We start from the raw sequence: 17,739 nt of genomic DNA, 5'->3' as shown, positions 1-17,739 counted from the left end.
AGCCGGGCCGGTCACAGCGCCCTTCCCGCGTACGCCCTGACATCCGCGTCGGAGTCCGTCGTCGCCGTGGCGAGGGCCGCCCGGGCCTCCTCGGTGACGCGGTGCCGGGTCAGTGCCAGGACGGCGGCCTTGCGGACATCGGCGTTGGCGTCCGCGAGGGCCTTGGCGAGCGCCGGGACGGCCACCTCGGGGTCGGCGACGGACAGGGCCGTGGCGGCTCCGGCCCGGACCTGCCAGGCCGACTCGGACAGGGCGGCCACAGCACGGGCGGTGAGGGGCTCGGGGCAGCCGGTGGTGCCCAGTGCTCCGTAGGCCGCTGCGCGGACCAGGGCGTCGGGGTCGTCGAGGAGGCCGGTGAGGGCCGCTTCGATGGCGTCGGCGGCGGGATCGGCGGCGGCCGTGGTGTCATGCGCCGGCCGCTCGGCACCCACCGTGGCGAGGCCCTTGGCGATCGCCACTCGGACCTCGCGGGACGGGTCGCCGGCCGCCGCCCGGGCCAGTTCACCGGCGGCGTCGACCGACACGAGGGCGCGCACGGCCTCGATGCGGACGGCGATCTCGGAGTCGGCCAGGGAGACGGCGAACAAGGCGGCGTCTCCCAGGCGCAGGGCACGCAGGACGTCCAGCGCCGCGGCGCGGACCACCGGGTCCGGCTCGGCCAGGGCGGCGGCGAGGCCGTCGCGCAGGTCGGGCTCGGCCGGGAGCGTCTCGACGAGCTCGCGCAGTGACGCTGCGGCGGCGGCACGCACCTCGGCGGCGGTGTCGCGCAGAGCGGCGGCGAGGGCGGTCGCCGTCCCCGGTGGCAGCGTCTCGGTGAGCACGGCGACGGCCTCACGGCGTACAGCGGGCACCGGGTCGGTCAGGTAGGGGAGAAGGGCGCCGAGTTCGGGCTCCTCGTCGGCGAGGGCGACGAGTTCGAGGAGACGGGCGGCGGACCGCTCGCCGGACGGCGCGGTGGGCGAGGCATGCGGAGTCGAAGCCGCCTCCGGCTCCGCCGTCCCCGCCCGGGTCGCCACCGGTGCCACATCCCGCGACCCCGCCGTCGCCACGTCCTCGGCGTGGACCTCGCCGAGGGAACGGGACAGGCCGCCGACGGGGGCGAAGCCGTCGACCGGAACGAGATAGGGAGCCACGGGACGAGCCGTGAACTCCATCGCACCAGAGGGGGACTTGTGCAGATCGAGATGGTGGAACCAGGACGCGTCGTCGCGAGCGGGATGGTCGAGACGGTCGTGGTAGAGGCCCCAGCGGGACTCCGTCCGGGCCAGGGAGGACCGCGCGGCCATCTCCGCGCAGTCGCGGATGAAGGTGACCTCCGCGCAGCGCATCAGCTCGTGCGCGGTGCGGGCGCCCATCGCCGCGATGTCGGCGCGCATCCGCTCGAACGCCTCCAGGGCCAGCGACAGGCGGGCACCGGACTTCGGCGGGGCCACGTAGTCGTTCACGAAGCGGCGCAGCTTGTACTCGACCTGGGGCTGCGGCGGGCCGTCGGGGTTGCGCAGCGGACGGTAGATCAGCTCGTGCGCCTCCCGGAGCTGCTCACCGGGCAACTCCCCTTCGTACGCCGAGTACTGGGACGCGTCCGCGCCGGCCAGGTCGCCGAAGACGAACGCGCCGATCATGTAGTTGTGCGGGACGCAGGCCAGGTCGCCGGCCGCGTACAGACGGGGGACGGTCGTGCGGGCATGGTCGTCCACGCGGACGCCGGAGGCGGAGTGGCCGCCGCACAGGCCGATCTCGGAGATGTGCATCTCGACGTCGTGGGTGCGGTAGTCATGGCCGCGGCCGGAGTGGAAGGTGCCGCGGGTCGGGCGTTCGGTCGAGTGGAGGATCGTCTCCAGGGCGGAGACGGACTCCTCGGGGAGATGGCTCAGCTTCAGGTAGACCGGGCCCCGGTCGGAGGCCACCTCCGCCGCGAACTCGGCCATCATCTGGCCGGACCAGTAGTCGGAGTCGACGAAGCGTTCACCGTGCCGGTTGACCTGGTAGCCCCCGAAGGGGTTGGCGACATAGGCGCAGGCGGGGCCGTTGTAGTCCTTGATCAGCGGGTTGATCTGGAAGCACTCGATGCCGGTGAGCTCGGCGCCCGCGTGGTAGGCCATGGCGTAGCCGTCGCCCGCGTTGGTGGGGTTCTCGTAGGTGCCGTAGAGGTAGCCGGAGGCGGGCAGGCCGAGGCGGCCGCAGGCGCCCGTCGCGAGGATCACCGCACCGGCGCGGACCTGGACGAACCGCCCCGTGCGGGTGTTGAAGCCGGCCGCCCCGACCGCTCGCCCGTCCGCCGTGAGGACCCGCACCGGCATCACCCGGTTCTCGATGCGGATCCTCTCCCGCATCTCGCGCCGCCGCAGCTGCCGGTACAGGACCTTCTTGACGTCCTTGCCCTCCGGCATCGGCAGGACGTAGGAGCCGGAGCGGTGGACCTGGCGGACCGCGTAGTCGCCGTGCTCGTCCTTCTCGAACTTCACGCCGTACGACTCCAGCCGCTGCACCATGGCGAAGCCGCGGGTGGCGGTCTGGCGGACGGTGGACTGGTCGACGATGCCGTCGTTGGCGCGGGTGATCTCGGCGACGTAGTCGTCGGGTTCGGCGCGGCCCGGGATGACCGCGTTGTTGACGCCGTCCATGCCCATGGCGAGCGCGCCGGAGTGGCGGACGTGGGCCTTCTCCAGGAGCAGCACGTTCGCGCCGTGCTCGGCGGCGGTCAGGGCCGCCATGGTGCCGGCGGTGCCGCCGCCGATGACGAGGACGTCGCAGGTCAGTTCCTCGGCGTCGGCGAGGGACGGGACGGCCAGGGGAGCGTCCGCAGGGGGGTTCACGGAGGTGGTCACCGGGGTGCCTTTCACGTACCGAGCGAGGTGAGGACGTCGCGCCGCAGGGCCAGGCGCGCCGGGTCGTCGTGCGCGCCGCGGTCTCGAGGGCGGGGCACGTCCCGTACGGCGACGAGGCCGCCCGCGCCGAGCAGGGCCACGCGGTCGCCGAGGAAGAGCGCCTCGTCCACGTCGTGGGTGACGAAGACGACGGTCGCGCCGGTGCCGTGCAGCACCTCGACCAGCAGGTCCTGCATGCCAGCGCGGGTCTGGGCGTCGAGCGCGCCGAACGGCTCGTCCATCAGGACGGCGCGGGGGCGCGCGGCCAGGGCGCGGGCCAGCTGGACCCGCTGGCGCTGGCCGCCGGAGACCCGGTGCGGCAACTGCCGCGCCTGCGTGCCGAGCCCGACCCGCTCCAGCCAGGCCTGGGCCTGTTCCCGGCGCTGGGCTCGGGCCACGCCGCGGATGGCGAGGGGGAGTTCGACGTTGGCGCGCAGGGTGCGCCACGGCAGCAGGGCGTCCTCCTGGAAGACCAGGGCGCGGTCGGCCGAGGGGCCGGTCAGCGGGTGCCCGTCCTGGGCGATCTCCCCGGCGAGCGGCGACAGCAGGCCGGCCAGGGTGCGCAGCAGGGTCGACTTGCCGCAGCCGGAGGGGCCGACGACCGTGAGGATCCCGCCGGGGGCGATGTCCAGGTCGACACCGTCCAGGGCGGGCGCGCCCGGGCGGCCGAGACAGGCGCCGGACAGGGTGAGCCGGGTGCCGCGGACCGGCGCGCCGGCGGCGACGGCCTCGGACGAGGTGCTCACAACGGTCTCAGACGAGGTGCTCATCGCGTACCTCCTCGGATGCGGGCCCGCCGGGCACGGCGGCGGAGGCAGCGGGCGCGGGCTTCACGGACCGGACGAACCGGGCGGGCCTGGGCGGCCGGGCACCGGGTGCGTACGCGGTGCGGGGCAGCCAGCGGGTGAGGCGGCGGCCGAGCAGTTCCACGGCCGTGGAGGTGACCCAGCCGAGCACGCCGATGGTGACCATGCCGACGAACACGCCCGGGTAGTCGACGACGGTGTAGTCCTGCCAGGTGCGGTAGCCGACGCCGTACTGGCCGGAGATCATCTCGGCGGAGATCACACAGATCCACGAGACGCCGATACCGACGGACAGGCCGCCGAACACGCCGGGCAGCGCGCCCGGCAGGACGACGGAGCCGAGGATCCGCCACCGGCCGCCGCCCATGGTGCGCACGGCCTCCTCCCACGTGGGGGTCAGGGCGCGCACCGCGTGCCGGGTGGAGACCAGGACCGGGAAGAACGCGGCGGTGAACGTGATGAAGACGATGCCCTGTTCGTTGGAGGGGAAGAGCAGGATCGCGACGGGGACGAGCGCGATGGCCGGGATCGGCCGGACCACTTCCAGCAGCGGGCCGAGCAGGTCCTCGGCGAGACGCGAGCGGGCCACGAGCACGCCCGTGGCCACGCCCAGGACGGCGGCCAGCAGGAAGCCGGTGAGGATCCGGGTGAGGCTGTCGGTCAGGTCCGTCCAGTAGTCGGGCCCGGACAGCCGGACGGCGAAGGCCCGGGCCACGTCGGTGACCGTCGGGAACTGCGAGAAGCGCAGCCACAGGTCGATGTTGAGGCTGGTCAGGGCCTGCCACAGGCCGAGGGCGGCGGCCAGCGAGACCGCGCGGAGCACATACCGCCTCACGACGCCCGCTCCAGAGCGTCGGCGTACGGGACGACCCGCGCCCCGCCGTGCCCGGCGACGTACGCCTGCGCGGTGTCGGGGGCGACGAAGGGCAGCAGCTTGTCGCCGTCGGCCACCCACACGGCCTTGTCGGCGAACCAGAGGGTGCCGGTGGTGGTGTCGGGGACGTAGGCGGCGCGCAGGGCGTCGCGATGCCCGGCCACGTAACGCAGCAGCTGAGAGGGGGAGTTGAAGGTGACGGTCTTCGAGGCGCCCTTGGGCCAGGCCTCGCTCGCGGCCGGTGCGGGCTTCGCGGCGAGCCGCTCGGCGTACGCCTCAGGTCCGAGGGCCTTCTTCACGTACTGGTCGTCGACGAAGGAGTCGACGTCCACGTCGCCGGTGAGTTTCGCCGACTTGAGGATCGAGACGTCCTGCTTCAGCGCGGAGACCAGCCGGGGTTTGATCGCCGGGTCGAAGGTGGCGATGCCGTGAGCGCCGTTGTAGAGGTAGACGACCTCGGCGGGCAGCCCCGTCGCCTTCGCGACCTTCTCGGCGGCGTCCACCGGGTGGTCGTTCAGGTAGTCGGTCGCCTCCGCCTGGGCCTTCAGGAACGCTTCCAGCACGGCTGGGCGCTCTTTCGCGAAGTCCTCGCGGGCGGTGACGCCGTGGAAGGTGGGCAGGTTCAGCCGGGCACCGTCGTAGATCGCCTTCGCCTTGCCCTGGTAGGCGAGCAGGCCCGGCCAGGCGACGAACTGCGACAGCGCGTCCGTGCTGCCCGCCGTGAGGGCGGAGGCGCCGACGGAGGGCTGCTGGTTGAGCTTCTCGATGCCGCTGTCCGGGTCGATGCCGGCGCGCTGGAGGGCCCGGACGAGGGTGCCGTCGGCGGCCGAGCCGACGCTCGTGGAGACCTTCTTGCCCTTCAGGTCCCGCAGCGCGGCGAGCTTCGAATCGGGCGCGGTGACGATGGTGTTCAGGCCGCCGCGCAGATTGTAGCCGGTGACCGAGACCAGCCGGGTCGGGCTGTTCAGCTGCTTGCCGCGGGCCGCGTTGATGAGCAGCGGGAAGTCGCCCATCGAGCCGATGTCGATCTTCCCGGCGGTCATCTGGGCGGTGATGGGCGCGCCGGTGGCGTAGTCCTGCCAGTCGACCTTGTAGCGGACGCCGTCGTGCAGGGCGTTCAGCTGCTTCTCGAAGGAGCCGAGGGAACGCAGGAGGGTGCCCGCCGTGACGGTGTTGATCGTCCTGGACTGGTAGCCGACGGTGACGGTGACCGTGGAGCCGCTGCCGGCCTCGGCGTCACCGCCGCAGGCGCTGAGCGGGAGCAGGAGGGCGACCGCGGTTACGGCGACCGCTGTGCGTTTCATGGGTGTTCTGGGACGGGTGGTTCGGGACATGGCGGTTCGGGCCTCTCACCGGAGCAGATAGGGCATGTTGACCGTGACGGCTCCGGTGGGGCAGCGGGCCGCGCACGGGCCGCAGTACCAGCACTCGTCGACATGCATGTAGGCCTTGCCGTTGCGCTCGTCGATGGCGAGGGAGTCCAGCGGGCACATGTCCACGCAGAGCGTGCAGCCGTCGATGCACTTCGACTCGTCGATGGTCACGGGCACGTCGGCCCGCTGGGGCGCCAAGGTCATGGCTGTCTCCAGGAATCTGCGCGAGCGGGTTGGTTACTGGGACCGGTGCAGCAGGCCGCTCATGGTGATGCGGTCGCCGCGGAAGCGGATGAACTCCAGGTCGACCGGGCGGCCGTCCGCGAGGTGGGTGAGGCGTTCCAGCATGAGGACGGCGGTGCCGCGCGGGGCCTCGAGCACGGCGGCCGAGTGGGTGTCCGCGCTGACCGCTTCCAGGGTGATCTCGGCGTGGCCGAGGCGCCGGCCGGTGACGGCTTCCAGGAGGCGGAAGACGTCGGTGTTCTCCAGGTCGGCGCCGAGCAGTTCGGTGCCGATGTCGAGGGGGATGTAGGTGAGGTCGAGAGACAGGGGGAGGCCGTTCAGGCGGCGCAGGCGTTCGATGTAGAGGACGTCGGTGCCGGGCGCGAGCTGGAGGCGTCCGGCGACGGGTGCGGGTGCCGGGGCGGGGCCCATGGTGCGGACCTCGTTGGTGACCCGGCCGTGTTCGCGGAGGGTTTCCGCGAGGCCCATCAGACGGTCGAGGCCGTGGGGGTACTTGTGGGCCACGACCACGGTGCCGACGCCGGGCTGGCGCGCCACGAGGCCCTCGGCCCGCAGCAGGTCGAGCGCCTCGCGGACCGTGTTGCGGCTGGCGTCGTAGTCGCTGGCGAGGGCCGACTCGTGGGGGAGGGCGCCGTCGGGGAAGGCGCCCGTGAGCAGTTGCCTGCGGAGCAGGTCGGCCAGTTGCCGGGCCCGGTCGGCGCGCAGCCGGCGCCGCGCGCGGTGGGCGGCGACGGTGGTCGCGGCTCCTTGGCCGGCGTGGTCTCGGATGCGGTCGCTGGGCATGGCTCGGACCATACCTATCCGATAGGAAAAGTGGTGTTGCGGGAATGTTGCGCCATCGGGAGGGCGACCGGTGGGGCTGCTGAGCTGGACTTTCGACGCGCCGGTCAGGACATCCGCCATCGACCGCCGCCCCGGTACGGCTACGACAGGGCGGTCAGCCCCGGCGCGAACACGATCAGCAGGGGCAGCAGCGGTACCAGCGCGGCCGTGGTCGTCGTCAGGGCCCGGTGCCGGCGGCCCAGCCGCGGCGGCGGTTCCAGGAGCCGGTCGACCCGCTCGCCCAGCAGGCGGTGGCTGGAGGCGCAGGACAGCACGCCGCGGTGCTGGTTGAGCTCGATCAGCGCCAGGGCCGTGGTCAGGTGGCCGCAGCGGCGGGAGGCCGTGTCGTCGGCGGCCAGTTCGACCAGGCGGTGGGTCTGGTCGCAGAAGTGGGCGAACAGCGGGATGCGGGGAAAGCCCGTGGCCAGGGCGGTGGACAGGTGCAGCAGCCAGTCGTGGCGGGCGCGGGCGTGGCCGCGCTCGTGGGTGAGGACGGCGTCGAGCTGGTGGTCCGTGAGGCGGTGCAGGGCGCCCGTGGTGACGATCAGCTGGGGCGGGCTGCCGGGCATCCACCAGGCGTCGGGGTACTCGTCCTCCAGGACCAGCAGCGGTCCGCGGGCGGCGGGCAGGCCGGCCGGCAGGTCGGGGGCGCGTTCGCGGAGGTGGGCGCGGGCCTGGGCGCGGCGCCGGCGCGCCTCGACGAGTTCCCGCGCGAGCATCGCGGTCGTCCAGGCGGCACCGCAGGCCAGCAGCAGGGTGAAGGCCGCGGCCCACAGCGGGGCGGTGGACAGGTCGTACGCCGCCGTCACGGCAGGCGGAGCCGGGGCGAAGAGCTGGGCGCGGACCGTGCCGAAGACGGCGGCGGCGCCCAGGGCGAGTGCTGTCACGCAGCACAGCAGGACGGTGGCGACCAGGCACTGCCACACCCACAGCCCGACCACCGGTTCCCGCTCGGGCCAGGCGGCCCGGGTCAGCGCACGGGGAACGGGTACGGCGGCCGTCACGGCGACAACGCTCAGCAGGAGCAGGCAGACGGTCATGGCCACGGGCTCCGGTGGGTCGGAAGAGGGGCGGCTACGGGTCGTGCGGGGGAGGGCGGCTGCCGAGCGCACCGATGACGCGGCTGAAGTGCACACCGACGAGCGCCCCGAACGTGCCGTGCACCGCGCACGTGCGGGCACACCGCCCGACGCCCAGTATGACGGTGCCGGGCGGTGTGAGTCAGGTGTCGAGCGGCATCACAAGCGCCGGGAGGGGCGACTGCCGGCCGGACCAGGGCCGCGCGGAACCGTCAGGCCGGCACCACCCGCCCCGTCACCTCGCCCAGCCCCACCCGCGCACCGTCCGGCCCCGGGGCCCAGGCCGACAGGGTCACCACGTCGCCGTCCTCCAGGAACGTCCGCTTGCCGTCGGGGAGTTCGAGCGGGTCGCGGCCGTTCCAGGTCAGTTCGAGGAGGGAGCCGCGTTCGCGGTCCGCCGGGCCGCTGACCGTGCCCGAGCCGTACAGGTCGCCGGTGCGCAGGGAGGCGCCGTTGACGGTCATGTGGGCCAGTTGCTGGGCGGCCGTCCAGTACATGGTGGAGAAGGGCGGCTCGGAGACGACGTGGCCGTTGACGGCGACGCTGATCCGCAGGTCGTAGCCGCCGGGTTCCTCGTCGCTGTCGTCCAGGTAGTGCAGCAGCCCGTGCGTCCGGGCCGGCGGGTTCACCCGGGCCTCCTCCAGGGCGTCCAGGGGGGTGATCCACGCCGACACCGACGTGGCGAAGGACTTGCCGAGGAACGGGCCGAGCGGGACGTACTCCCAGGCCTGGATGTCGCGCGCGGACCAGTCGTTGAGGAGGCAGAGGCCGAAGACGTGGTCGCGGAAGCCGTCGAGGGACACCGGCGAGCCCATCCGGGACGGCACGCCGACCACGAAACCGACCTCCGCCTCGATGTCCAGGCGCACGGAGGGGCCGAAGACCGGAGCCGGGTCCGCGGGCGCCTTGCGCTGGCCCGACGGGCGTGCGACGTCCGTGCCCGAGACGACGACCGTGCCGGAGCGGCCGTGGTAGCCGATCGGCAGGTGCTTCCAGTTGGGGGTCAAGGAGTCCTCGGCGTCGGGGCGGAAGATCCGGCCGACGTTCCGGGCGTGGTTCTCGGAGGCGTAGAAGTCGACGTAGTCCGCGACCTCGAAGGGGAGGTGCAGGGTCACCGAGGACAGGGGGTGGAACATCGGTGCGACGGTCTCGCGGTGGGACGGCACGGTCACCCACGCCGTCAGCGCCCGGCGGACGTCCGACCAGGCCGTGCGGCCAGCGGCCAGCAGCGGGTTGAGGGTCGGCTGTGCGAGCAGTGAGGCGTACGGGGAGCCGAGCGCGTGGGCCGCCGCGCCGGCGTCCAGTACGTGGTCGCCGAGCCGGACGCCCACGGTCCGGTGGGAGGAGCCGGGGAGGGAGAACACGCCGTACGGCAGGTTGTGCGGGCCGAAGGGGTCGCCCTCGGGGACATCGAAGGGGGGCATCGGGTGCTGCCTCGCTTTCGGGTGTGCCGTGTCGTCGCCACGTGTTCGTGGTCGTGCCACACGTTACGGGTGGCACACCGGTCCTGGGCAGTGTCCGAGGAGGCGAATACGGGCGAACGGGGCAGGTGGGCCCGGGTGGGACCGGACGGCGCGGCTCCGGCGCAGCGGACGGGGCGTCATATTCGTGCGTGCCGGAAGTTATCCACAGGACGCGACGCAATCTTGACGGAGCGGTGCGAACGGGGCGACTCTGGGCGGGTGCCGGAAGGCCTCGGGGAGGGGGCGTTCCGACGGCACACCAGGGGGGCGGATGGCCATTGGGGAGGCCGGTCCGGGCTCGGTACGGCATGGTTCGCAGCTCAAACGGCTGGAAGAGACCATGCGCGTGCGGCTCGGCCGGGAATGCGTGTATGTACCGTCATGCCGTTTGGGGCTGTACGTGGCGCTGCGCCACTGGTGCCCGCCCGGCGGCCGGGTGCTGATGTCGCCGGTCAACGACGACGTCATCTTCTTCGTCGTGCTCGCGGCCGGACTGCGTCCGGTGCAGGCGCCGTTGAACCCGCTCGACGCGTCCATCGACGTCGATGCCGTGCCGGACGAGACGTGGAGATCGGTGTCGGCCGTGCTCACGACGAACCTGTACGGGAACCCGGACCCGGCCCCGAGCCTCAGGCAGAAGTGCGACGCGCTGGGGATCCCGCTGTTCGAGGACGCGGCGCACGCCATCGGCAGCCGGGTGGGGGACCGGCCGGTCGGGGCGTGGGGCGAGGCCTCCGCGTTCAGCCTGTCCAAGCACGTCGGGGCCAAGGCCGGAGGCATGCTCTCCCTCGCCGACCCGGGGCTGCGGGAAGCGGTGGAGAACACCTGCGCGGGGCTGCTCACGCCGGGCCGGCCGAGCTCCGAACTGGCCTATGTGATCCGGCCGTACGCGGAGGCGGCGGTGCGCGGGCTGCGGCTGCGGCGCGCCGCCTGGGCCGCGATCCGGCTGCTGGGGCTGGCGGACCGCGAGGAGATCCGGATGCCGCTGCGCCCGGAAGAACTCGCGCGGGCCGCCCACCGGGCCCCCGGGCTCGACGCCCACCACCCCTGGGTACGCGTCGACATGCACGACTACCGCCAGGAGTCCGGCCGGCTGCGGCTGCGGCGCGTCGGGCGCAAGCTCGACCGGCTGGACGAGGTGCTGGACGCCTGCCGGGCGGGCACGGAGCTGTTGCTGTCCACGCCCTGGGCCAAGCCGCGTGACGCGTACGGCACCCAGCCGTTGTTCCGCGTCCCGCTGTTCGTGGCGGACCGGGACGCGGCGATCACCGCGCTGGCACGGCAGGGCATCGTCGTCGGCTACCTCTACGACCCGCCCCTGGACGACTACGCCGGGGAGCAGTTCACCGACCTCTCACCGGCCCCCGAGGCGGCCCGCTGGTTCGCGCGGCACGCGCTGCCCGTGGACCCGCTGCGGGCCCGGACGGTCGTCGAGGTGCTGGAGCGGTCCGGCGCGCGGCCGGTCGAGGCACCGGGAGAACCACCCCGCGGCAGGCCGGCACCGGAAGGGCCGGTTCAGTCCCGTGGCTGAGATCCAGGTGCACGAGCCCGCCACCACGCGCGCCGACGGCGGCGGACCGAAGCCTGCCGCCGACGAGCACACGCACGACTCGCTGTTCAAGAACGCCTACTTCCTCATGCTCAGCACCGGCGTGTCCGCCGTACTGGGCCTGGGGTTCTGGCTGGTGGCCGCCCGTTACTACTCCGAGGAGGCCGTCGGCCAGGGCTCCGCCGCCATCGCCGCGATGCGGCTGCTCGCCAGCATCACGGCGACGACGATGATCGGCGCCGTCGTCCGTTTCGTCCCCCGCGCGGGCCGGGAGACCGGACGCCTGGTGTGGGGCACGTACGCGGCCAGTTCGCTCATCGTGGCGCTCGCGGCCGCCGTCTTCCTGCTCACGCTGGACGCGTGGGGAGCGTCGTACGCCCCGCTGGGCACGCCCATGGCGGGCGCGGTGTTCGTCGCGGCGTGCGTGGCCTGGGCGCTGCTCACGCTCCAGGACGGGGTGCTCACGGGACTGCGCAAGGCGGAGTGGGTGCCCGCCGGGAACGCGGTGTTCTCGGTCGGGAAACTGGCCCTGCTGGCCGTCTTCGCCGGCACGCTGCCCGTCCTCGGCATCTTCGTCTCCTGGGCCGTGGCGATCGCCTTCTCCACACTGCCGCTGGGCTGGCTGATCTTCCGCCGGCTCATCCCGCGCCAGGCCGAACTCGAACGTGAGAAGGAGCCCCCCAAGCTCCGCGACATGGGCCGCTTCCTGGCCGGGGACTCGCTGGGCGCGCTGTTCAGCCTGGCGATGATCAATTTGCTGCCCGTGATGGTCGCGGTCCGCTTCAGCGCCGCGGAGAACGGCTACTTCTACGTGGCGTACACCGTCGGCGGCACGATGGAGTTCATGGCCATCAACATGGCCTCGTCCCTCACCGCGCACGCCTCCCACGACCCGCGACAACTCGCAGACGGCGTCCGGGGGGCCCTGCGGCGCATGACGCTGCTGCTGGTCCCGGTCGTGCTGGTGCTGGTCCTCTTCGCCCCGTACATCCTCACGCCCTTCAGCCCGGACTACGCCGAGCACGGCTCGACCGTCCTGCGGCTGCTCGCCCTCGGCGCGCTGCCGCGGGTGGTGGTGGAGCTGTACATCGGCGTACTGCGCGTGCAGGGGCGCACGGGTGTGCTTGCCGCGCTCCAGGGCGCCATGTGCGCCCTGGTGCTGGGCAGCGCGGCCGTACTGTTCACCCCGGCCGGGATCGCGGGCGCCGGCTGGGCGGTGCTGCTGAGCATGACGCTGATCGCGGTCGTCTCCACGGCCGGGCTGAGGTCGGCCCTGCGGCACAACGACAGCGCGCCCGCGGCCCGTACGTCCGCCGACCCCTCCCACCCTTCCTACGGCACCCGCTGGGCGAAGCTGAACGCCACCGCCGGGTACGGCACGACCTGGGCCCGCCGGGCGGCGTACCAGCCCAAGGACGGCGACGAGGACACGGTCACGCTGTTCATAGGGCGCCCCGGATACGAACGTGAGGCGCTCCAGGCGGACACGCTGGCGCTGATCGTGCGGCCGGAAGGGACGGCCGGCGAGCCACCGCGCCACGAGTTCGCGAAACCGGCGGAACCGGACCAGGAGCCGCAGGAGCGGCGGCTGAGAGGCGCCCTGTGGAGCCTGCTCGGTGTCGCCACCGTCTTCTTCTGGGCGCCGTTGCGCGACCTGCCCTGGCTCGACGGCGCCGGCGAAGCGGCACTGACGGGACGTCAGCTGCTGGAGGGCCTGCCGTTGCCGTCGCTCACGGCGGGAGGCCTGCTGCTCGTGGTGTTCGTCGCCGCCGTCACGCTGTGCGCCCGGCGCGACCCGTGGCTGCCCGGCACGGCGCTGTGCGCCGCCCTGCTCGCCCTGTACGCCGCACCGGTCGCCCTCGGGCGGGAACCGCGGGCGGTGGACGGGGCGTTGTATGTGAAGACGGCCGGCTTCCTCGCGGACGCGTTCGGGCTCGACGGGCCCGAGCCGCTGCTTCGCTGGGCGCCGCCGGTCTGCCAGCTGCTGTGCCTCGTACCGCTGTGGCTGCTGCTCGCGAGCGCGGGCGGACGGCTGACGTGGCCGGGGCGCTGGGGGGTTCTGTATCTCGTCGCGGTCGGCGGCTGGGTGTGGCGTGAGGAGCTCGCACCGGTCGCGCCGCCCCTGCTCGCCGTACTCGTCGTACTCGTCCTGCTCCTGCCGCTCTGCCGCCGTGCCGCGTCGGCCATGGGACGACCGCACCGCAGACATCCGAACGGCCGACCCAGCGCCTGATCAAGCACCAGAGCCGAACAGAGCCGAACCGCCAGGGGGGAACCACCGTGCGTCCGCCAGTAACTCCGAGGGAGAGATCCACGCCAGAACCCACACCGGCACGGGACGGCGCGAGCACCCCCGGCAGCAGCCCCGAGACCGCCGGCCAGTCCTCCAGCTCCTCCTCCTCGGAGTCGTCGAGCCCCGCCCATGAGCCCGTGACGGATCTGTCCGACCTGCCTCCCGCCTGGTCCGGGCGGCGCGCACTGGCATGGCCCGGCGTTCCGCTGCTCGTCGCGCTCGCCCTGTGGGCGTACGCCGTGCGGCACACCGACGTCTCGCGGCTCGACGACTACGGGCTGGTCACCGCGCTGCACCCGGCCTTCTGGGCCGGCCTCGCGGTGCTCACCACCGGCTTCTGGTTCACGGTCCGCGATCCGCGCCGGCCGGGCGCCTGGGCGGCGGCGTACGTCCTCGGGCTGCTGGTGATGGAGCGGGTCACGCAGGCCGTGGTCTACCCGACCCCGCTGTACGCCTGGGCGTGGAAGCACGAGGCGGTCATCCACCATCTGCTGACGGCGGGCGGTCTGCAAACGGCCGACCAGGTCGGCGACATGGCGGTGTACGACCAGTGGCCCGGCTTCTTCGCCGCGCAGGCCGCCCTGCTGCGGCTGCTGGGCGTGGACTCGGTGGCGATGTTCATGGCCTGGTGGCCCCTGGTCTCCAGCCTGATGCTGCTGCTCCCGCTGCTGCTGATCTACCGCACCTTCACGGAGGACCGGCGACTGATCTGGACCGCGGTCTGGCTCTTCTACGTCGCCAACTGGGTCGGGCAGGACTACTTCTCCCCCCAGTCCGTGGCGTACGCGCTGCACGTCGGCGTCCTGGCCCTGGTCCTGCGCCGCTTCGGCCGGTCCGCCGTGCGGGGCGGGCGGCCCCGGCAGGCCGTGTGGACGGTGGTGCTCATCGTCATGGTCGTGGCGATCGTCATCTCCCACCAGCTCACCCCGGGCATGCTGGTCGTCTGCCTGCTCGCCCTGTGCCTGAGCCGCCGCTACCGCGACTGGGTCCCGGTGGTCACGACCGTCGTGATCTTCCTGGCCTGGTGTCTGACGGCCGCGCTGCCCTTCCTGTCCGCGGCGATGCCGGACATGATCCGCTCCGTCGGTGACGTCGGCGCCAACGTGGAGACGGGGTACGGCGCCACCCCGACCGGCACCGGAGCGATCGCCACCTCCTGGGCGGCCCGGCTGCTGTCCGCCTCCGTCCTGCTGCTCGCGGCCGTCGGCGTCCTGCGCCAACGGGTGTTGCGGCACCGGGCCCGGCCCCTGCTGCTGATCGCGGCGGCCCCGCTGCCGATGTTCGCGGCGAGCAGCTACGGCAGCGAGATGATCTTCCGGGTGCTGCTGTTCATGCTGCCCGGCGCCGCGTTCTTCGCCGCCGCCGCGCTGCTGCCCAAGGTCCGCACGCTCGCCGCCGACGCCGCCGCGAAGGAGGCCGGCAGCCGGCAGGCCGCCCCCGTGCAGGCCCGCAGACGTGGGCTCGGCACCTGGGTGGGGCTGGCCGCACTGCTCGGCGGAACCCTGGCGTTCGTCCCGGCCTATTCGGGCAAGGACCGGATCAACTACTTCCCGCCGCAGGAAGTGGCCCTCGTACGGCAGCTCTTCGACCAGGCGCCCGACGGCTCGCTGGTCGTGGCGGCCAACCGCAACTACCCGCTCGCGTACGCCTCCTACTGGAGCGTCGACCACTACTGGTTCCTGGACGACGCCCGCAGTCACGTCGACCGGATCGTCGAGAACCCGGCCGGCACGCTCGCCAGTGACATGGCCGGGGTGGAGCGGCCGGCCCGGGCCTACTTCCTGCTCACCCAGGGGCAGCTGGCCAACTCCGAGATGAACGGGCAGCTCGACCACGCCCAGTTGAGCCGCATCCAGAAGTCCGTCGCCGCCTCACCACGCTTCCAGCTCGTGGCGGAGAACAGCGCGGGATGGCTCTACGTACTGAAGCAGACCGGGGGAGTGGAGCGATGACACCGCAGGAACTCGTGGTCCGGATGCTGCCGCCGTTCAGCGGCTGGCTCGCGCTCGCCGCCCTCGCGCTGCCCGGCGGATCGCCGCTGCGGGGCGCCGCCGTCGCCCTCTTCCTGGCGGCGGGCCCGGGCGCGGCCGTGGTCAGAGTCTGCGCCCCCGCGCTGGGGGCGCGCCCCGCCGAAGGCCCCGTCGAGCGTCGCGACCCGGACTTCGCCCGCCACTCCGACCTGCTGGAGCGGCTGATGCTGGTGCTGTTCGTGAGCATCGGCGCCGTGATGCTCGTCGCGACCGTGCTGATCGCCACGCACGCCTTCAGCGCGCAGCGCGTGCTGCTGACACTGACGCTGCTGACCACACTCGCCGCGTTCTGTCCGCCGCTGCGCGCCTCCCCGCCGCCGAGGACGACACCGAGGACACCGAAGGGTTCTGCTCAGTGAGGTTCAACCGTCCCCACCGTCCCTTTCGCCGCACGCCGACCACGACCGGACAGCACCGCAGGAGGTCACAGCCACACGGGGAGCAGCCGTCCGCCGGCCCGTTCACATCGAGCCGGCGCCGACTGCTGATCACGTCCGCCACGATCGTCAGCGCGGTCCTGGTCGGCGCACTCGCCCTCCGGAACGCCTCCGGGCCGGACCCGGGAGCCACCGGTTCCCAGGCGGACTGCCGCCCCACGGCGATCCTGGAGCCGCCCTGCGGCGCCTGGTTCGGGGCGTTCGTGCCGCACGAGCGGGACGACCTGCCGGAGAAGGTGCGCGCCTACGAGAAGCGCGTCGGCCGCGAACTCGACATCGTGTACACGTACCACGACATGTCGCTGCCCGAGGGCACCCGCCGCGAGGGCCAGTTGCTCACCCCGGAGGAGCAGCGCGTCGGCGAGGACCGTCTGCTGCTGCTGTCCTGGGAGAGCAAGTGGTGGGGCGGCACGAAGGAGCAGCAGCCGACCTGGAAGCAGATCGCCTCCGGCGAGCTGGACAAGACCGTCATCGACGTCCAGGCCGAGCGCGTCAAGGACTACGGCAAGAAGGTGTTCCTCTCCTTCGACCTGGAGATGGACACGCGCACCCCGGCCAACGGCACCCCCGCCGAGTACGTGAAGGCGTACCGGCACATCCACGACCGGTTCCGCGAACTGGGCGTCGACAACGTGGTGTGGACGTGGATCACCACCGGCTACCTCGACCACGCCGACGAGATGAAGCGGATGTATCCCGGCGACGAGTACGTCGACTGGATCGGCTACAACCAGTACAACTACTACCGCTGCCACAACACGGGCTGGCGCACCTTCGCGCAGACACAGCACTCCGTGCACGACTGGATCCGCGAGAACATCTCCGACGACAAGCCGCTGATGCTCTCGGAGTTCGGCACCGCCGCGGACCCGTCCCGCCCGCAGCGGCAGGCCCAGTGGTACGCGCAGGTGCCCGGCGTGCTGAAGGGCCTGGACGGCGTCAAGGCCGCCCTCCAGTGGAACTACCGCGACCCCGGACCGCACTGCAACCTGGCCCTGGCGAACGACGCGGCCTGGGAGAGCCTGCGCAAGGCGGTCGCCGACCCGTACTTCGACCAGCCGCGGAAATGACCCCGCAGCACCCTCAGCCCGCGAACTCGGGCCCGTGCACCACCGCGCGGGCCCGCCGGTACCACCGCCACGCGATCGTCTTGGGCCCGTCCCGGTACGGCGCGACCCGGGCGCCCGCACCCGCCAGCCAGCCCTCGACGTCGGCGACGGTGTGGGTACGCCGGACGATGAGCCGGGCGATGCGGTAGCGCTCGTCGCGGTCGGAGCTGAGCGCGTGCCGCACGGCCGTCGCCGTCTCGTAGCCGGCCCGGGCCGACATCGCCCGCACGCGCGGGCTGTTGTAGCCGTGCGGATAGGCGAGATGGCGGACCTCGTGCCCGAGGGCGTCCTCCAGCACGGCCTTCGACGAGCGCAGTTCGTACGCCAGGCCCTTGCCGGACAGGGTGTCGAGCTGCGCGTGCGTGACCGTGTGGCTGCCGATCTCCATGCCGTAACGTTCCAGCTCCGCCGCCCGGTCCAGGGTCATCATCGGTGCGGGCGGCAGCAGGCTGTGGCCGCCCGGGGCGATGGCGCCGGTGGTGAGGTAGGCGGTGGCGGGCAGCGCCCGCTCGGCCAGCGCCTCGGCGGTGGGGCCGGGCAGATCGGCGAAGCCGTCGTCGAAGGTGAGCAGCACCGGCCGGGGCGGCAGGGGCGCGCGCCCGGCCAGATGGTCGGCGATCGCGCTGATGGTGACGGGCGTACGGCCGCTGCGGACCACGGCGTCGAGATGCGCGGCGAACTGCGTCGGAGTGACCGTGAACTCCGCGATCCAGTCCGGCGGATCGTCCATCACCGAGTGGTACAGGAAGACGGGGATGGCCGGGGAGCCGATGGCACCCGGTGGCGATATCGGC

Annotated in this window: 14 protein-coding genes; 5 read left to right on the top strand and 9 right to left on the bottom strand. The window is 72.9% G+C overall.

What is annotated here, in order from left to right; genetic code table 11:
• Window positions 1-11: 11 nt before the first annotated feature.
• The 8 genes from MQE23_RS18570 to fahA all read right to left on the bottom strand — a co-directional run bounded on the left by MQE23_RS18570 (window position 12) and on the right by fahA (window position 9,488).
• On the bottom strand, window positions 12-2,828 hold the full coding sequence (locus MQE23_RS18570; protein ID WP_243379637.1) for a fumarate reductase/succinate dehydrogenase flavoprotein subunit: 2,817 nt from the start codon (window positions 2,826-2,828) through the stop codon (window positions 12-14).
• Between the two features lie 11 nt (window positions 2,829-2,839).
• Window positions 2,840-3,637: an ABC transporter ATP-binding protein gene (locus MQE23_RS18565; RefSeq protein ID WP_243379636.1), complete on the bottom strand. Its 798-nt coding sequence runs from the start codon at window positions 3,635-3,637 to the stop codon at window positions 2,840-2,842.
• The gene (locus tag MQE23_RS18560) at window positions 3,621-4,508 is read right to left on the bottom strand and encodes an ABC transporter permease (RefSeq protein WP_243379635.1); all 888 of its coding nucleotides are present in this window, start codon (window positions 4,506-4,508) and stop codon (window positions 3,621-3,623) included. The genes MQE23_RS18565 and MQE23_RS18560 overlap by 17 nt, the downstream gene beginning before the upstream one ends.
• On the bottom strand, window positions 4,505-5,851 hold the full coding sequence (locus MQE23_RS18555; protein WP_020273359.1) for an ABC transporter substrate-binding protein: 1,347 nt from the start codon (window positions 5,849-5,851) through the stop codon (window positions 4,505-4,507). The genes MQE23_RS18560 and MQE23_RS18555 overlap by 4 nt, the downstream gene beginning before the upstream one ends.
• A gap of 45 nt (window positions 5,852-5,896) precedes the next feature.
• A complete protein-coding gene (locus MQE23_RS18550) occupies window positions 5,897-6,124 on the bottom strand; it encodes a ferredoxin family protein (RefSeq protein WP_037669921.1) in 228 nt (75 codons plus the stop codon).
• Window positions 6,125-6,157: 33 nt separating this feature from the next.
• On the bottom strand, window positions 6,158-6,946 hold the full coding sequence (locus MQE23_RS18545; protein ID WP_020273361.1) for a GntR family transcriptional regulator: 789 nt from the start codon (window positions 6,944-6,946) through the stop codon (window positions 6,158-6,160).
• Window positions 6,947-7,086: 140 nt separating this feature from the next.
• Window positions 7,087-8,025: a M56 family metallopeptidase gene (locus MQE23_RS18540; RefSeq protein WP_037669925.1), complete on the bottom strand. Its 939-nt coding sequence runs from the start codon at window positions 8,023-8,025 to the stop codon at window positions 7,087-7,089.
• A 251-nt stretch (window positions 8,026-8,276) separates the two neighbouring features.
• Window positions 8,277-9,488, bottom strand: coding sequence for a fumarylacetoacetase (gene fahA, locus MQE23_RS18535; protein WP_243379634.1), 1,212 nt, complete (start codon window positions 9,486-9,488; stop codon window positions 8,277-8,279).
• Between the two features lie 310 nt (window positions 9,489-9,798).
• On the opposite strand from fahA, the gene MQE23_RS18530 reads away from it, so the two are divergent.
• From MQE23_RS18530 to MQE23_RS18510, 5 genes are all read left to right on the top strand, one after another.
• Window positions 9,799-11,058, top strand: coding sequence for a DegT/DnrJ/EryC1/StrS family aminotransferase (locus MQE23_RS18530; protein WP_279345151.1), 1,260 nt, complete (start codon window positions 9,799-9,801; stop codon window positions 11,056-11,058).
• Entirely contained in the window at window positions 11,051-13,309 is a 2,259-nt protein-coding gene (locus MQE23_RS18525; protein ID WP_243379633.1) for a lipopolysaccharide biosynthesis protein, read from the top strand. Before MQE23_RS18530 ends, MQE23_RS18525 begins: the two co-directional genes overlap by 8 nt.
• Window positions 13,310-13,506: 197 nt before the next feature.
• Window positions 13,507-15,321, top strand: coding sequence for a glycosyltransferase (locus MQE23_RS18520; protein ID WP_243379632.1), 1,815 nt, complete (start codon window positions 13,507-13,509; stop codon window positions 15,319-15,321).
• The gene (locus tag MQE23_RS18515) at window positions 15,318-15,758 is read left to right on the top strand and encodes a hypothetical protein (protein WP_020273367.1); all 441 of its coding nucleotides are present in this window, start codon (window positions 15,318-15,320) and stop codon (window positions 15,756-15,758) included. The genes MQE23_RS18520 and MQE23_RS18515 overlap by 4 nt, the downstream gene beginning before the upstream one ends.
• Window positions 15,755-16,906, top strand: a complete 1,152-nt coding sequence (locus MQE23_RS18510) for a glycosyl hydrolase (protein WP_020273368.1) — start codon at window positions 15,755-15,757, stop codon at window positions 16,904-16,906. Before MQE23_RS18515 ends, MQE23_RS18510 begins: the two co-directional genes overlap by 4 nt.
• A gap of 13 nt (window positions 16,907-16,919) precedes the next feature.
• Here MQE23_RS18510 and MQE23_RS18505 read toward each other — a convergent pair whose 3' ends face one another.
• Window positions 16,920-17,675: a polysaccharide deacetylase family protein gene (locus MQE23_RS18505; protein ID WP_037669928.1), complete on the bottom strand. Its 756-nt coding sequence runs from the start codon at window positions 17,673-17,675 to the stop codon at window positions 16,920-16,922.
• Between the last annotated feature and the right edge of the window lie 64 nt (window positions 17,676-17,739).

Origin of the sequence: Streptomyces sp. HP-A2021 (assembly GCF_022807935.1) — a bacterium.
GTDB classification, from domain to species: domain Bacteria; phylum Actinomycetota; class Actinomycetes; order Streptomycetales; family Streptomycetaceae; genus Streptomyces; species Streptomyces afghaniensis.
Note: the sequence above shows the minus strand (reverse complement) of the source record. Positions and strands in the feature narration are given on the sequence as shown.

Bases quoted from the DNA above. Each gene is read 5' to 3' on its own strand.
- MQE23_RS18565 (WP_243379636.1), bottom strand. From the start codon at position 3,637: ATGAGCACCTCGTCTGAGACCGTTGTGAGCACCTCGTCCGAGGCCGTC.
- MQE23_RS18555 (WP_020273359.1), bottom strand. From the start codon at position 5,851: ATGAAACGCACAGCGGTCGCCGTAACCGCGGTCGCCCTCCTGCTCCCG.
- MQE23_RS18550 (WP_037669921.1), bottom strand. From the start codon at position 6,124: ATGACCTTGGCGCCCCAGCGGGCCGACGTGCCCGTGACCATCGACGAG.
- MQE23_RS18545 (WP_020273361.1), bottom strand. From the start codon at position 6,946: ATGCCCAGCGACCGCATCCGAGACCACGCCGGCCAAGGAGCCGCGACC.
- MQE23_RS18540 (WP_037669925.1), bottom strand. From the start codon at position 8,025: ATGACCGTCTGCCTGCTCCTGCTGAGCGTTGTCGCCGTGACGGCCGCC.
- fahA (WP_243379634.1), bottom strand. From the start codon at position 9,488: ATGCCCCCCTTCGATGTCCCCGAGGGCGACCCCTTCGGCCCGCACAAC.
- MQE23_RS18530 (WP_279345151.1), top strand. From the start codon at position 9,799: ATGGCCATTGGGGAGGCCGGTCCGGGCTCGGTACGGCATGGTTCGCAG.
- MQE23_RS18515 (WP_020273367.1), top strand. From the start codon at position 15,318: ATGACACCGCAGGAACTCGTGGTCCGGATGCTGCCGCCGTTCAGCGGC.
- MQE23_RS18505 (WP_037669928.1), bottom strand. From the start codon at position 17,675: ATGGACGATCCGCCGGACTGGATCGCGGAGTTCACGGTCACTCCGACG.